Below are 14075 nucleotides of genomic sequence, written 5' to 3' on the forward strand. Positions count from 1 at the left end.
CGCATGCGCGCGGCGCCGCTGGCCGAAACCTGACAACCCGTTTGACCCGGCAACGGAAATCGCACAAGATCAACGCACATTCGAAGATGATGTGAAGATCATCCCTTGATTTGGTAGGTGTACATGAAGCTGAACCGCGTCCCGGCCATGGTCGCGGCGGTGGCCCTCACCCCCGCGCTCCTGTTCTCCGTCCCGGCGATCGCCGCCGACGGTGGGACGCCGGCCGCCCCGGCACCGTCCTCCTCGCCCACGGAGCCGACCCCCGCCGAGAAGGACCGCGCCGCGATCCTCAAGATGCTGGCCAACCCCTACACCGGGCCGGGTGTGCGCGAGGCGGCACAGAAGGCGCTGGACGGCACGCCCGAGCAGATGCGGGCATTCCTGGAGACCGGACAGTACGAGGAGCGGCTCGTCGACGACGAGGTGAGGGTGTCGCAGATCTTCAGCAGGGGCGGCCCCGCGGTGAAGGAAGCCGCCAAGAAGGCGCTGAAGGGCACCCCGCAGGAGATCGTCGACTTCCTGGAGTCCGGCCAGTACCGGGCGCAGCACGAGGACGACCGGGTGCTCGTCGCCCAGATCATGCACCGGGGCGGCCGCGGCGTGAAGGAGGCGGGCAGCAAGGCGCTCAACGGCACGGCGGCGGACGTGCGGAGCTTCCTGGACTCCGGGCAGTACGCGGCGCGCCTCCAGGACGACCGGGTGCGCGTGTCGCAGATCATCAGCCTGGGCGGCCCGACGGTCAAGGCGAAGGCCCGGCAGGCCCTGGAGGCCAACACCACGCAGGCCATCACTGCCTTCCTGGACACCGGCCAGCACGCCGCGCGCCTCGAGGACGACCGCGCCCGTGCCACGCGCATCCAGGCGGCGGGCGGCCCCGCGGTCAAGGCCGCGGCGGCCAAGGCGCTGAAGGGCACGCCGGACGAGCTGCGCCACTTCCTGGACATCGGCCAGTACGAGGCGCGTGCCAAGGACGAGGCGGCGAAGAAGAAGCCGGCCCCGGCGAAGAAGCCCGCACCCGCGAAGCCCGCCAAGTCCGTCAAGCGCTGAGGGGGAGCCGGGAACGGCCCGGCACCCCACGCGCCTTCGCGGCCGGGGTGCCCGCACCTGGTGGGTGCGGGCACCCCGGCGTCCAGGGCCTCAGGTTCGGCCGCCATGGACCGTCGGCGACCGCTGGGTGCTGCCGGGGCTGCCGGGAACCGCCGACACCCTCGCGCGGGCCGCCGTGGACCGGCCCACGGTGGATGCCTGCCGTGGGCCGGCCACGATGTGGAGGCGGCTGTGGACCGGCCAGGAGACTGCGGCGCCTCTGCCGGGGTCAGTTCGTCATCAGCAGCAGCCGGGTGTTCGGGACGAGCTTCCGGTTCACGCTGGTGCTCTGCACGAAGATGGTGAAGTCGTCGTTGTGGTCCGGCCTCACGCGCACCTCCGCGTCGGGCAGCCCGAGCAGGGCCCGGGCCTCCGGTCCCGTGTACACCTGGTCCGTCTTCTTCTCCAGCACCGCGATCTGCTTGCGCGCCTGCACCTTCTCGGACTTGCTCAACTGGTAGTACGCGCCGCCCGTGCGGTACGTGTGGCCGCTCTCGACCACCCAGTCGCGTATCGCCGCGTCACGCGTCACCGGGATCAGCTCGTATCCCGACGCGTCCACCGGGGTGAGGCCGGCCGCCTTGATGGTGTCCTGGTTGACGGCCTCCGCACCCGTGGAGAACACCGCGCGTGATCCCCGGATGCCCCGGGTGCGGCCCACCATGAACTTCTCGGTGGCCTCCTGGATGACCTGCCCGGCCTCCTCGAGCCCCTGCGTGCTCGTGGCGTCCCAGATGGCGATGTTGTCCTTCGGGAAACCGCACTGCGTGGCCTCGCGCTTGCCCATCTGGTCCGGCACCAGCACGGCCAGCGTCCAGTTGTCCTCCTGGGTGGCGATCATCCCGGACACGGCATCGACCAGCGCCCGCGCGTTCCTGGTGGGGGCGTCCGGACAGCGATGGCTGGCGTTCTCCTGACCGTCGGTGAGGATGAACGTCAGGAAGCTGTGGTCGCCGTACAGTTGCGCCGTCTGTGCCAGCTCGCGCTGCGACTTGAGCGTCGCGGCCAGCAGCGCCGTCATTCCGCCGGCCCGGTACATCTGCTTGAGCGACGGCATCCGCAGCACGTCCTTGTCGTAGATGACGCACTCCACCGTGTCGGCGAAGACGTACACCGTGACGCGGGTCTCCTGGTCCAGCTCCTTGGAGCGGCGGGCCAGGTAGGCGATCTGCTGGTCGGCGACTTCGACGACCTTCCGGCTCAGGTGGGACATGGACGAACTGGCGTCCAGCACAAGGGCAACGTGGTTGATGTAGTTCTGGGCTCCGGTCACGACAGCTCCCCCTCATTCCGACTCGATGCCTCGACTCTCTCACCCACCACTGACAATCGATCCTGGAGCGGGCAGGCGGTCGGGACGAGGCACCGAGGCGGCCTACAGCACGGGGTCGAAGGTGAGGCCCGCCGGCTTCGCCTTCTTGAGCAGCGAGAGGAAGTCGGCGTCCTTGAGGCCGAAGTGCGCACTGCCGAAGTCCGCCCGGGTGAGCCTGTCCCGTACGCCGGGCGGGTAGCCCTCCCAGCCGACCAGGTCGGGGAACTGCCAGGCTCCCCGATGGTTCTCCGGCGGCTCGTCCTTCGCCGAGGCGGCCCTGAAGCAGTGCGTGCCCACGCCGTCCTTGTGATACACGATCTTCGGGTGCGTCCCGTCCCACCGGATCCGGTCGCGGCCGTGGACGGAGAACTTCCCGTGGGCGGAGGTCGAGACGTACTGGGCCGTGCCGTCGCGGATCCACACGACGACGTGCTCCCAGTCGTGACGATGCCCCCCGAGCCCGCTGCCCCAGACGGCCTGGTCCTTCTCGAAGTACAGGTCGTACATCACCGCGCACCAGCCGTCGCTGCACAGGGCACGCGAGTACGCGTTGGTGTTGGTGAGGTCCGACGCGTCCCGGCACTGCCCGCTGACGGTGCCCGAGGGTTTCAGGCCGGGCGAGACGGTGCCGTCCGGCCCGATGGCCGGTGTGGGGTAGCAGCCGTCCTTGTCGTAGTCGTACGCGGGCTGGAACGTCCGCTCCAGCGTGCTCGCGTCGCCGGGCAGGGCCCGGGGCGGCGCGGCATGGGCGCTGCCTGGGAAGCCGACGACCAGGAGGACGGTGGCGGCGCCGATGACGGCGCCCCTGCGCGGCGTACGCGGTCTCGTATGCAAGGAAGGCCTTTCGGACGGCTGGCACGGTGGAAGGTGTGCCCCTGGAGTTAGCCTCCTGTAGCGAACATGTCAATACTTGCGGCGCCGGTGGGCACCTCGCGAGCGCACGCGTCCGGGACGGTACGGCTGCCGTGTCAGTCGCCCTTCAGGTGCCCGATCTCGGAACGCCTGTGTCGGCAGGCGTGGTGGATGGGGCCCGCTCGGGCGGCTTGAGGGAACAGATGGGGCCGCCCGCGCCCTGACTGTGCGGCCCTCAACAGCCTTATGCTCGGGCCGTGGACGGACATCAGGCCCTGACAGCGTCGATCGAATCGGCCTGGGAGGAGCTGAACGGCTCCCATGCGGGTCGCCGTCGGGATCTCTGCCTCGATGCCGTCGGCGATGTCCTGGAGACGGGCCGCCTGACGGCGTCCGAGGCTGAGCGGGCCGTCGAGCGCCTCATCGGAATCGCGGTGTGCGACGAGGACCACTGGGTACGGGAGTCGGCGCTGCACGCAGTCTGCACCGCCTCCACGCACTACGCGCTTCCCTACCGGGTGGTGGAGCCACTCGCCGTCGGTGTGGACGCCTTTGAACCTTTGCTCCTGCCCTATGTCCTGGCCATCCTCGGCTGCACTCACGACCAGGCGGCGCTGCCGGCTGTTGAGCGGTTCCTGCAGCACTCCAGCCCCGACGTGCGCAGGGAAGCGGAAGAGGCAGTCAGCGAACTGCACTGGAGCCGCGGGTCCGCCCGACCGACCGCCCCATAAGCGTCCGTAGCCCAGCGGCTCGGAGATGAGACATCTGCCTGGGAACGAAGGCGGACGGCCCCCGAACCACCGTGACGCACGGCTTGGACCGCCTCCTGGACTTTGACTTCCGTGGCCGCCAGGCGACGTCGGGCATGGCAGCCTTGGGGGCCATCTGACGCATGGTCTCCAGCAGTACGCCGCCTCTGGCGACACCCGATACGGCGACTCCCATGGCCCCGGGCGAATACGGGCGCGTTCGTACACCGACGTCCGGCGCGCCCCGGCACCGCGGACGGACCACTACTCACGCCGTATGCGGTCACGTGGTCCAGGTTTTGGCGATCGGACGGGCTGGTGTTGCTCCAGGATCCGCGCCCAGTGGCACCCATGCTCCGTGATCGTGAATGCCTGACGTTGTTGCGTCGTGGCTGTTCGTGCTCCGCGGTCGGCCCGGCGGAACTTTTCTCCAAGACAGGCCGGCCCGGGGTCCGTCAAGGTGGGCGCATGCACAGCGACGAGGTGGATGCCGAGGCGGGAGCCGTGGCCGTGAGCAGGAGTTCCGGCGGCGGTCCTCGACTCGACAGTCGGTGGGAAGTGGCGCGGCCCGGTGGCGCGTCTCCCGTGGCGGGTGTCCGGATGGCCGGATTCCGGGATCGTGTCGGACAGGCGCTGGATCTGCGGGTGCTGCCTCAGCCTGCCGTGGTCCTTGTCCTCGGCTTGGGGAACGACCCGTTCATGGTCGAAGGCGGCACCGGGCATCGGCCCTCGACGAGCCCGAACCCGAAACCGAGCCTGGTCGCGTCGCTGTCGCCCGGGTTCCCGCGGATCCGCGGCCGGGACGTCGAGTGCGTCGAGATGTGCCTGACGCCGGGCGCCGCTTATGCGTTGCTGGGTGTGTCGCCGCACGAGCTGGAGGGGGCGATCGTCGGCCTGGAGGACCTTTGGGGGCGGCAGGAACGGCAGCTCCGGGAGCGTTTGGTCGCCGCCACAACCTGGCAGGAACGTTTCACGCTGGTCAGCGAGTTCCTCGTCCGCCGGGCAGCCCGGGGCCCGTCGATGACGCCAGAGGTGGCCGGCGTATGGGACACGATCGTGGCGCAGGGAGGTCGGGTAAGGGTCGACGCCCTCGCCGCGTCCTGCGGGTGGAGCCGCAAGCGGCTGTGGTCCCGGTTCAGTGCCCAGATCGGCCTCACCCCCAAGCGCGCCGCCATGCTCGTCCGTTTCGACGGGGCAGCCCGGGCCCTGCGCGGGGGCGCCAGCGCCGCGGACGTCGCCCTGGCGCACGGATACGCCGACCAGTCCCACCTCCACCGCGACGTCCTCGCCTTCGCCGGCTGCACACCCGGCGCCCTGGCCGAAGGCTGACCGGCAAGCCCGCACAACACAGCTATCCATGCTTATGAGGAAGGAAGTCAACCGTGAGCACCATGGACACAGCGGTTACCCGAGAGGCCCTGGCCGGCCGAGGACTGATCGTCCAGCTCGTCTTCGGCAGCATGGCCTCCCGGACCGTGCGCGCCGCAGTGCGGCTCGGGGTCTTCGACCTGATCGGCGACGGCCGGCGGCCGGCCGCCGAGGTGGCCGCCGACGCGGGAGCCGAGCACCAGCCCATGACGAGGTTGCTGCGCGCCCTCGCCGGTCTCGGCCTGATGGAGGAGCACGAACCCGACTCGTTCTCCGTCACTCCGGCCGGCGCCCTCCTTCATTCCGGGCGTGCCGACTCGCTCACCTCGTTCGTCCGGATGTTCACCGACCCGGCGATCGTGCGGGCCTGGGACGGCCTGGACACCAGCGTCCGCACCGGCACGATCGCGTTCGACGCCGTCTTCGGTACCGACTTCTTCAGCCATCTCCGCCGGCACCCGGAGCTGTCCGCAGACTTCAACGCGGCGATGAGCCAGGCCTCCGAGGAGACGGCCGGCGTGCTGCCGCACGCTTACGACTTCGACCGCTTCACCTCGGTCACCGACGTCGGCGGTGGTGACGGAAGCGTCCTGGCCGGCGTACTCGCCGCGCACCCGGCGCTCACCGGTGTCCTGTACGACACCAAGGACGGCCTCGCCCAGGCACCGAAGACGCTCGACCGGCACGGGGTGGCGGACCGCTGCTCCCTGGCCGCCGGCGACTTCTTCCGTTCCGTTCCTGGCGGCTCGGACCTGTACCTGCTCAAGAGCGTGCTGCACGACTGGTCGGACGATCAGGCGGTCACGATCCTCGGCCACTGCCGCAAGGTGTTGCCGCCCGGCGGCCGGATCCTGATCGTCGAGCCGGTACTGCCCGAGGTCGTCGGTACGGGCGCCGCTGCGCACGCCACGGATGGTGGGATCACCTACCTCAGCGACCTCAACATGCTGGTGAACCTGGGCGGAAGGGAGCGCACGCGCAAGGACTTCGAGGAGGTGTGCCACCGCGCGGAACTGTCCGTCGTGTCGGTGACCCCGCTGGTGGACGCGGCACCCTTCTACCTGATCGAAGCCGAGGCCGGCTGACCGCCGGCGGCGGACCGGCGCCCGGGGCCACGAGATCCAGCCGCTGGACGGTCGTGTTCCAACGCCTCGCTGGCAACTTCCCGCCGGGGCAGTGGATTGCCGCCGTCCGCAGGGCTGTGGAAGGAGGAGCGTGTCGAGCAGCTCGAAGCCGGGCAGGGGCCGTTCATCCTTCGACGGCGCCTGAAAAGAGGGACCCCCTGCGGCACGGCACGCGGGATGGGTGTCGACCGGAACGCCGCGCAATGGGGAACCGATGGCACTGCAGCGCACCATGTGCGGTTACGCTGCGGGGCCTCAGGACGGCCTGTAGGCGAGTGAGAGGGCATTCTTCACTGCGATGCGCCCAGCCGTTCGGAAAGCCTCGACGTGAGAATCCAGCTCGTGGACGCGCATGCTCCGTAGCACAACCGCAACCGCCAAGGGTGTCTCGGGACCAAGCGCTGACAGCTCTTCGCGCACACCTGTACCGAGCGCGTGCTGGAATGCGGTTTTGTCCGACTGCCTGATGCCTGATGCGGGGCCCCAGCCCTGTATGACCAAGTCGGCGGCCGGGTGCAACGCGATGCCCTCGGCACCGGGCTCGAAGTCCATTGAGGCCATGGCAAAGTCAGCGGCACAACTGCTCTGACGCGCATAAACGGCCTGAACACCCCGGACAGGGCGGGGAGGAAAAGCTGGAACCTCGAAGTCCATCCCCGCACGGTAGCGCCAGTGCCAGTAGCGACAACACCGTGACAGTCGGGAGGACGTCACCAGCAACCGTCGAGAGGCTCACCCGACGCCCCCGGCGGAGGGAAGACGACAGTCCCCGCGCGGCAGGGTGGGCCCTGGTGCCCGGCGCCCGGCCTGTCTCGCAGAGGGCATACCGGTCAGGACGGGGAGAAGGCGTCCACGAGGATGTCGGCGAGGAGCGCCCCTGCGGTCCCGTCCGGGTCGAGATCGGGGTCGTAGATGGTGACGTTGAAGCCGACGCAGAGGGGTGAGGCCAGCAACGGGCGCAGCAGGGCCACGAGTTCACCGGGCTGCAATCCGTCGGCGTCGGGGCTGTCCACGGCGGGCATCACGCCGGGGTCCAGGACGTCGGCGTCCAAATGGACCCAGAATCCGGCTACGTGAGGGAACTCGAAGGACTGCGCTGTGGCCCGGGCGAGGGCGTCCGCGCCCCACTCGCGCAGCTCGCCGACGGTCACGAGGGGAATCTTCAGCGCGGCGAGTTCACGGCAGTCCTCGTCGTCGCGGAACGCGTCGCGGATGCCGAAGAACCGCACGTCCTCGTCGCGCAGGTAGGGCTTCAGCCCCTCCAGGTCGGTGAGGTCCTCCTGTCCGCGCCCGGTGGCCAGGGCGACCTCTTCGCCGCCCGCGGCGCCGATCCGGCGTGAGTTGCCCGGGTGCCGGAAGTCAGGTGAGGCGTCGATGGCGGTGAGCCCGTACCGGCCGAGGCGGCGCAGCGCGAGGGAGGCTCCTAGCTGGATGGAGCAGTCGCCGCCGAGCACGACCGGGAAGTCCCCGGCGCGGACGTGGCGCTCGACGCGGTCGGCCAGTTTGCGGGTGTACGCGGCGAGGGCGGCGGCGTTGAACACCCCGTCGCCCTCCTTCCAGTCGCCCCGGTCGTAGCGCGGCGGCACCACCACCCCGCCGTCCCGGGCGCCCAGCCGCTGGACGACGCGCTGCTCCCGCAGGGCGCCCGCCAGCTTGTAGCAGCCGGGCACGGTACCGGGGGCGGGTGGGCGCAGGCCCAGGTTGGAGGGGGCGTCAACGACCACGATGTTCCGCATGCGGTCCATCATCGGAGACGTGCGGTCGGCCCTGCAACCGGATTGCGGGAAGGGACGGGCGCCGACGGCCGATCAGCCGGAGAGGCGGGTGAGCCGCCCAACGGACCATGTGTCCCGGACGGGGCAGCCGCGTAGCCGTGCCGGCATGTCGGCGCCCGTGTCAGTCGTGGGGCACGACGGCGACGGGAGCCAGGGAGTGGTGGATGACGGCGTGGGTGACGGCGCCGATGTGGGGGCCGATCCGTCCGGGGCGGTTCCGGCGTCCGACCACGATCAGGCGCGCGTCCCGCGATGCCTCCGCGAGGTCCTGTGCGGGCCGGCCCTGGTGGCATTCGCGGACGACGGGTACGTCCGGGTACTTGTCCGTCCAGGGGGTCAGCGCCTCGTCGAGGGCCCGCCGGGCGTCCTGGGCGACCTCCGTCATCAGCAGCGGCAGGGCGCCCCCCATGTCGGGTCCGCAGATCGTGGGAACGGCCCAGGCGTGCAGCACGCGCAGTCCGCAGCCGTACCGGTCGGCCGCGGCGAAGCCGAAGGCGAGGACCTCGTCGGCCGGCCGCGACACGTCCAGGCCGATGACGACCTCCGCCTCCCTCAGGTCGTCCGCCCCCGCCGGGTCGTCCGCCTTGGGCTCCCGGTGGTTGTGGGGGCGGACGAGCACGACAGGGCGCCGGGTGCGGGCGAGGACGGCCAGGGAGACCGACCCGGCCAGGAAGCCCGCCAGGCCGCTCAGGCCGCGGGAGCCCAGCACCAGCAGTTCGGCCGTGTCGCCGGCCGCGCACAACTCCTCGACCACGTCGTGCGAGGACCATTCCGTCTCGACGTCCAGGGCCGGGTGACGTCGGCGCAGCCGCCTCTCCGCCACACCGAGCATCCGCTCCCCCCAGCCGCGTGCCACCACCGGGTCGACGAGAAGGGTGCGCGGGTCACCGTCGCCGCACCAGGCGTGGAGCAGGCGCAGGGGCACCGCGCGGCGGAGTGCCTCTTCGGCGGCCCAGTCCACGGCGGCGAGGCTCTCCCGGGATCCGTCGAGGCCGACGGTGACGGTGTGGGACATGGAGGGCTCCTTGAGAGAAGGGGGTACGGAACTGCGCCTCCCACAGTGGTCGGCCGGGGCTGCCCGCACAGGGGGCCACTGGGCCCTGCCGGGGGACAGTGGTCCTGACACACGTACAGAACTGGCCGTGGCCGCCGCCCGTGGCCCGAACGGCCGGGACGGAGGGCCGAACGGCCCTCGGCGGCGCCGCTCCGTCTCGCCGATGCTGAGGGAACAGGAGCCGGCCGGAGCGGCCGTGCCCGTCGAACCGTACGGAGGCATTCCCATGACCCGCGCCATCGTCGTAGGAGTGGACGGATCCGCGGAAAGCCTGGCCGCGGCCGACTGGGCGGCGCACGAGGCCGTGCTGCGCGGTGTGCCGCTGCGCGTCGTGCACGCCTGGCTGTGGCAGCCGCTGGACGTGCCCGTGGTGCAGGACAGGGAGACGCAGGCCGAGTCGGCCAATGCCGTGCTGCGGGAGGCGGTGACGCGTGTCGCCGGACGGTACCCGGACCTCGCCCTCACCTCGGAGGTGGTGCAGGACACGGCCGTTGCCGCACTGTTGGGGGAGGCCGAGGACTCCGGCATGCTGGTGCTCGGTTCCCGGGGACACGGCGCGCTCGTGGGCTTCCTCCTCGGCTCGTACGGGCAGCAGGTGATCGCCGCCTCGGCGCGGCCGGTGGTGTCCGTGCGCGCCCGGGACGGGCAGGAACTCCGGCCGGAGGGCGGCGAGGTGGTCGTGGGGCAGCAGGGCACACCGCGGGACAGCGACGCGGTGCTCGGCTTCGCCTTCGAAGCCGCGGCCGCACGAGGCGCGGCCCTGCGGGCGGTACGGGCGTGGAGCCTGCCGCCGATCTACGCCTACAGCCCCGGATCGATGCGCCTCGCGGACGAGGCGGGAGGGCTGGAACCGTTCGAGAGGAAGGCGCTGACGGAGGCGCTGGCGCCGTGGCGTGAGCGGTTCCCCGACGTCCCGGTGACCGAGCACGTCGAGATCGGCAGCGCGGGGCAGGTGCTGCTGTCGGCCCTGCCGGACGCGCAGTTGCTCGTGGTCGGCCGGAGGGCGCGCCGCGGCCCCGTCGGTACCCGCATCGGCTCGGTCGCCCACGCCGCGCTGCACCACGCCCCCTGCCCGGTCGCGGTCGTCCCGCACGACTGACTCCTCGTGGCCCTTGGGTGGCGAGATCGCGCACGGACAGTCGGCACTCGCCTCCGGCTGCACCCTGACATGGGCGCCGCCGGAGGCGGTCGTGTCTCGTCCGGCCGTGTCGTTCGCCGCGCGCGTGTCAGCGCTGTGGGCCGGGTGTCAGTACTGCGGACGGCTTCCGCGCTCCGGTGCCGAGCCTCCCTGGCCGTCCCTGCCGCCCAGCGCCTGGGTGGCGATCACGGCGGCCTGCACACGGCGTTCGACTCCGAGCTTGGCGAGCAGGCGGGAGATGTTGTTCTTGACCGTCTTCTCCGCCAGGTAGAGCCGCTTGCCGATCTCCCGGTTGGTGAGCCCCTCCCCCACCAGGGCGAGGATCTCCCGCTCCCGCTCGGTCAGGCCGGGCAGGCCCTGCGTCCGCTCCTCCTGGGCGGGCCCGCCACGCAGCCTCGCCATCACCCGGGCCGTGGCCCCGGGATCCAGCAGGGACTGTCCGGAGGCGACCGTGCGGACGGCGTGGACCAGGTCGGTGCCGGTGATCTGCTTGAGGACGTAGCCGGACGCCCCGGCCATGATCGCGTCGAGCAGCGCCTCCTCGTCGTCGAACGACGTCAGCATCAGGCAGGCCAGGTCGGGCATGCGGGAGCGCAGCTCGCGGCAGACGCTCACGCCGTCACCGTCCGGCAGCCGGACGTCGAGGACGGCGACCTGGGGGCGCAGCGCGGGGATGCGTACGAGCGCCTGCTCGACCGTGCCGGCCTCCCCGACCACGACCAGATCGGGCTCGGCGTCCAGCAGATCGTGCACGCCGCGGCGCACCACCTCGTGGTCGTCGAGGAGGAAGACCTTGACCGGCGCCTTCCCGGTGGGGCCGCCGCTGCTGTCCGTCATCGCCTGCTCCGTTTTCTCCGTGCTTTCCGCCTTCGGCGGATCCACCTGCATGGTGCCGCGTGAGCGGGACCTCCGACCAGGGCCGGATGGCCCTCGTCCGCGGTCATGCGCGGCAGGCGTCCGGCGTGGCCGGGCCCCGTGTGGTCGGCACGCCCCGACCGGGGCGGTGGAACGCCGTACGGCGGCAGGTGTCCCGACCGATCGCGGGACGGACCTGTCGTCTGCCGCCAGGACGTGGAATCCGGCCATGGCTCAAAGGTCCGTTCGGCCCTACTGCCTCCGTCGGGTCCGGGAGACGCTGGCATGCAGGCACCCAAGTGCCCGAGACCGAGCCGGAGCAGAAGGTGGGCGCGATGAAGGACGAAGCCACGCATCGAATGGTGGGTGACCGCACTGAGGCGGTGGCGCCCCGGCGTATGGCGCAGCTCGACCGCGTGGAGGCTCTGCGGCTGCTCGGTACCGTGTCCCTGGGCCGCATCGTCTTCACGCATCAGGCCCTGCCGGCCGTACGCCCCGTCAACCACCTCATGGACGGCGACGACATCATCGTCCAGCTCCACGAGGGCGCGGCGCTCGCCTCCATCGTGGCGCCGACCCGTGCGACGGGTGTCGTGGTGGCGTACGAGGCGGACGTCATCGATCCCGAGACGCACATCGGCTGGAGCGTGGTGGTCACCGGTTACGCCCACCGGGTCACCGATGAGGGTGAACTCGCGCGGTTCGCGGCTCGCCTGCGCCCCTGGGTGGAGCACCCCGGCGTGTACGCCGCGCTGCGCATCCGGCCGGACCTGGTGACGGGCTCGCAGCTCACCGCATAACGCCGACGGCCGACGGGGTCATCCTCTCGGGCGTGTACGGGCCATGCCGGCGTCCGAGGCGTCGTGGCGCACACGCGCCGGCCCGGTCCGGCCCCCGTCCCCGGACCCGCCCCAGGAGGAGTGCCCTCGCGGTCACCCGTCGCGGTGGGCCACGAGCGGCGCCCGCCACACGAGCCGGCTGCCGCCCTCCCCCGGACGTTCGATCGTCAGGGTGCCGCCGACGCCACGGGCCCGCTCCTCGAGGTTGCTCAGGCCGCTGCGCCTGCCGCCGGCGGGAATTCCCCGGCCGTTGTCCGTCACGGTGAGGACGACCTCGCCGGAGGCGGCGGCCAGAGCGACCTCGACCCGGGTGGCGTGGGCGTGCCGGGCCGCGTTGCTCAGCATCTCGGTGAGCGCCGCCATGACGTGGTCGGCCACCTGCGGCGGTACGTCGGTGTCGAGCAGCCCTTCCATGCTCAGACGGGGCGGGAAGCCGAGCGTGGTGGCCGTCTCGCCGACCGCCCGGGCGACGCTCGCCCGCAGGCTCGGCCCCGTGTCCTCCTCGCGGGCACGCAGACCGAAGATCGTGGAGCGGATGATCTTGATGGTTTCGTCGAGGTCGCCGACGGCCCTCGCGACACGTTCGGCGGCGCCCTCGTGCTGCACGAGCCGCGCGGCGCTCTGCAACGTCATACCGGTCGCGAAGAGGCGTTGAATGGCCAGATCGTGCAGGTCCCGTGCGATCCGGTCGCGGTCCTCCAGGAGCGCGAGCTGCTCGGCGTCGCTGCGGCGTTCGGCCAGCTCCAGAGCGAGCGCGGCCTGAGCCGCGAAGGCCAGCAGCGGCTCCAGTTCCGCGTCGGTGAAGACCGGTTCCCCCTGGTGCCTGGCCAGCAGCAGCACACCTCGCGTGTCCTTGGCGGCCGTGCCCAGGGGGACGGCGACCGCCGGCCCCATGCCGTCGAACCGGCAGGGCCCCGCGGTGTACCGGTCGTCCTCGGCCAGACTTACGGTGGTCACGGGTGCGCCGGCCCGGTAGGCGGCACCGCAGAGGGTGCCCTCGACCGGGACCACCAGACCGCGGCGGGTGTCGCCGTCGGCCCCGATGGCCAGCTCGACGACGAGATCGGCCGCTTCCGCGACGGGCACGGAGACATCGGCGAGCCCGGCCCCGGTGATCTCCTGGGCGCGGCGGGCGATGAGCTCCAGCACCGCCGGCCGCGGCCGGCCCGAGAGCAGGCTGTTGGTGATCTCCGCGTTCGCCTCCAGCCAGCGCTGCTGGCGCTGCGACGCCTCGTAGAGCCGCGCGTTGTCGATGGCGACACCGGCGGCCACGGACAGGGTGGAGATCACCGACTCGTCCTCGGCGTCGAAGTCCGCACCACCGTGCTTGTCGGTCAGGTAGAGGTTGCCGAAGACCTCGTCGCGCACACGGATCGGCACCCCCAGGAACGTGCGCATCGGCGGGTGGTGGGCGGGGAAGCCGTAGGACGCTTCGTGGGCACCGAGGTCCGTCAGGCGGAGCGGCTCGGGGTGGCGGATCAGTTCGCCCAGGATGCCGTGCCCGGCCGGCAGCGGGCCGATCTTCGCGATCTCCTCCTCCGTCAGGCCGACGGTGAGGAACTGCGACAGCGTCCGGCCGTCCGGGCCGATCACCCCAAGGGCTCCGTACTGGGCGTCCACCAGGAGTGCGGCGGCCTCCACGATGCGCCGGAGCACTTGCGACAGGTCCAGTTCCCTGCCCACCGAGACCACGGCCTCGAGCAGGCTGTGCACCCGGTCCCTCGTACCGCGGGCCGCGTTGATACGCGCCTGCAGCTCCTCCAGCAGCTCGTCGAGCCGCATCTGGGGCATCCGCGACAGCGGCTCCTGCCCGCCCAACGGTCCTCCTGACCTCGATCATCCGCTCTCCGGCCACCCTATCGGCCGAGCGGGTGGTCCGGCGGCCGGAGGAGGAGCAGTGGCCGGGACCCGGCGTCGCGGTCG

Annotated in this window: 13 protein-coding genes; 6 read left to right on the forward strand and 7 right to left on the reverse strand. The window is 71.5% G+C overall.

The features are described from left to right. Positions 1-123 precede the first annotated feature (123 nt). Positions 124-1047 (forward strand): ALF repeat-containing protein, encoded by a 924-nt coding sequence (locus tag E2B92_RS00880; RefSeq protein WP_126882791.1) that lies wholly within the window; start codon positions 124-126, stop codon positions 1045-1047. A 268-nt stretch (positions 1048-1315) separates the two neighbouring features. Here the strand turns inward: E2B92_RS00880 and E2B92_RS00885 are convergent, their stop codons facing one another. Continuing rightward, positions 1316-2359, reverse strand: coding sequence for a vWA domain-containing protein (locus E2B92_RS00885; protein WP_126882790.1), 1044 nt, complete (start codon positions 2357-2359; stop codon positions 1316-1318). A 102-nt stretch (positions 2360-2461) separates the two neighbouring features. Then, positions 2462-3232 carry an NPP1 family protein gene (locus tag E2B92_RS00890; protein ID WP_126882789.1) on the reverse strand — a complete coding sequence of 257 codons (771 nt, stop codon included), beginning with the start codon at positions 3230-3232 and terminating at the stop codon, positions 2462-2464. A 275-nt stretch (positions 3233-3507) separates the two neighbouring features. On the opposite strand from E2B92_RS00890, the gene E2B92_RS00895 reads away from it, so the two are divergent. From E2B92_RS00895 to E2B92_RS00905, 3 genes are all read left to right on the forward strand, one after another. Continuing rightward, entirely contained in the window at positions 3508-3981 is a 474-nt protein-coding gene (locus E2B92_RS00895) for a hypothetical protein (protein ID WP_200836901.1), read from the forward strand. Between the two features lie 486 nt (positions 3982-4467). Continuing rightward, positions 4468-5328, forward strand: coding sequence for a helix-turn-helix domain-containing protein (locus tag E2B92_RS00900; RefSeq protein WP_126882788.1), 861 nt, complete (start codon positions 4468-4470; stop codon positions 5326-5328). Positions 5329-5390: 62 nt separating this feature from the next. Next, entirely contained in the window at positions 5391-6452 is a 1062-nt protein-coding gene (locus tag E2B92_RS00905; protein WP_126882787.1) for a methyltransferase, read from the forward strand. 294 nt (positions 6453-6746) lie between these two features. Here the strand turns inward: E2B92_RS00905 and E2B92_RS00910 are convergent, their stop codons facing one another. From E2B92_RS00910 to E2B92_RS00920, 3 genes are all read right to left on the reverse strand, one after another. Then, complete coding sequence (locus E2B92_RS00910; protein ID WP_235023625.1) at positions 6747-7043, reverse strand: hypothetical protein; 297 nt, start codon at positions 7041-7043, stop codon at positions 6747-6749. A 278-nt stretch (positions 7044-7321) separates the two neighbouring features. Beyond that, positions 7322-8227 carry an arginase family protein gene (locus E2B92_RS00915; RefSeq protein WP_133087346.1) on the reverse strand — a complete coding sequence of 302 codons (906 nt, stop codon included), beginning with the start codon at positions 8225-8227 and terminating at the stop codon, positions 7322-7324. A 160-nt stretch (positions 8228-8387) separates the two neighbouring features. Further along, on the reverse strand, positions 8388-9281 hold the full coding sequence (locus E2B92_RS00920) for a universal stress protein (protein ID WP_126888468.1): 894 nt from the start codon (positions 9279-9281) through the stop codon (positions 8388-8390). 265 nt (positions 9282-9546) lie between these two features. Between E2B92_RS00920 and E2B92_RS00925 the strand changes: the two genes are divergently transcribed. Then, positions 9547-10419: a universal stress protein gene (locus tag E2B92_RS00925; RefSeq protein ID WP_126888469.1), complete on the forward strand. Its 873-nt coding sequence runs from the start codon at positions 9547-9549 to the stop codon at positions 10417-10419. A 147-nt stretch (positions 10420-10566) separates the two neighbouring features. On the opposite strand, the gene E2B92_RS00930 is transcribed toward E2B92_RS00925, so the two are convergent. Further along, positions 10567-11295, reverse strand: coding sequence for a response regulator (locus tag E2B92_RS00930; protein ID WP_126888470.1), 729 nt, complete (start codon positions 11293-11295; stop codon positions 10567-10569). Between the two features lie 353 nt (positions 11296-11648). Between E2B92_RS00930 and E2B92_RS00935 the strand changes: the two genes are divergently transcribed. Next, positions 11649-12113, forward strand: a complete 465-nt coding sequence (locus E2B92_RS00935; protein WP_126888476.1) for a pyridoxamine 5'-phosphate oxidase family protein — start codon at positions 11649-11651, stop codon at positions 12111-12113. Between the two features lie 132 nt (positions 12114-12245). Here the strand turns inward: E2B92_RS00935 and E2B92_RS00940 are convergent, their stop codons facing one another. Then, positions 12246-13970: a GAF domain-containing sensor histidine kinase gene (locus tag E2B92_RS00940; protein WP_399432230.1), complete on the reverse strand. Its 1725-nt coding sequence runs from the start codon at positions 13968-13970 to the stop codon at positions 12246-12248. Between the last annotated feature and the right edge of the window lie 105 nt (positions 13971-14075).

This window comes from Streptomyces sp. WAC05374 (assembly GCF_004353505.1).
GTDB lineage: Bacteria > Actinomycetota > Actinomycetes > Streptomycetales > Streptomycetaceae > Streptomyces.

Coding starts and splice junctions, on each gene's coding strand:
- E2B92_RS00925 (WP_126888469.1), top strand. CDS start 9,547: ATGACCCGCGCCATCGTCGTAGGAGTGGACGGATCCGCGGAAAGCCTG.
- E2B92_RS00905 (WP_126882787.1), top strand. CDS start 5,391: ATGGACACAGCGGTTACCCGAGAGGCCCTGGCCGGCCGAGGACTGATC.
- E2B92_RS00880 (WP_126882791.1), top strand. CDS start 124: ATGAAGCTGAACCGCGTCCCGGCCATGGTCGCGGCGGTGGCCCTCACC.
- E2B92_RS00935 (WP_126888476.1), top strand. CDS start 11,649: ATGAAGGACGAAGCCACGCATCGAATGGTGGGTGACCGCACTGAGGCG.
- E2B92_RS00920 (WP_126888468.1), bottom strand. CDS start 9,281: ATGTCCCACACCGTCACCGTCGGCCTCGACGGATCCCGGGAGAGCCTC.
- E2B92_RS00910 (WP_235023625.1), bottom strand. CDS start 7,043: ATGGACTTCGAGCCCGGTGCCGAGGGCATCGCGTTGCACCCGGCCGCC.
- E2B92_RS00930 (WP_126888470.1), bottom strand. CDS start 11,295: ATGACGGACAGCAGCGGCGGCCCCACCGGGAAGGCGCCGGTCAAGGTC.
- E2B92_RS00915 (WP_133087346.1), bottom strand. CDS start 8,227: ATGCGGAACATCGTGGTCGTTGACGCCCCCTCCAACCTGGGCCTGCGC.
- E2B92_RS00900 (WP_126882788.1), top strand. CDS start 4,468: ATGCACAGCGACGAGGTGGATGCCGAGGCGGGAGCCGTGGCCGTGAGC.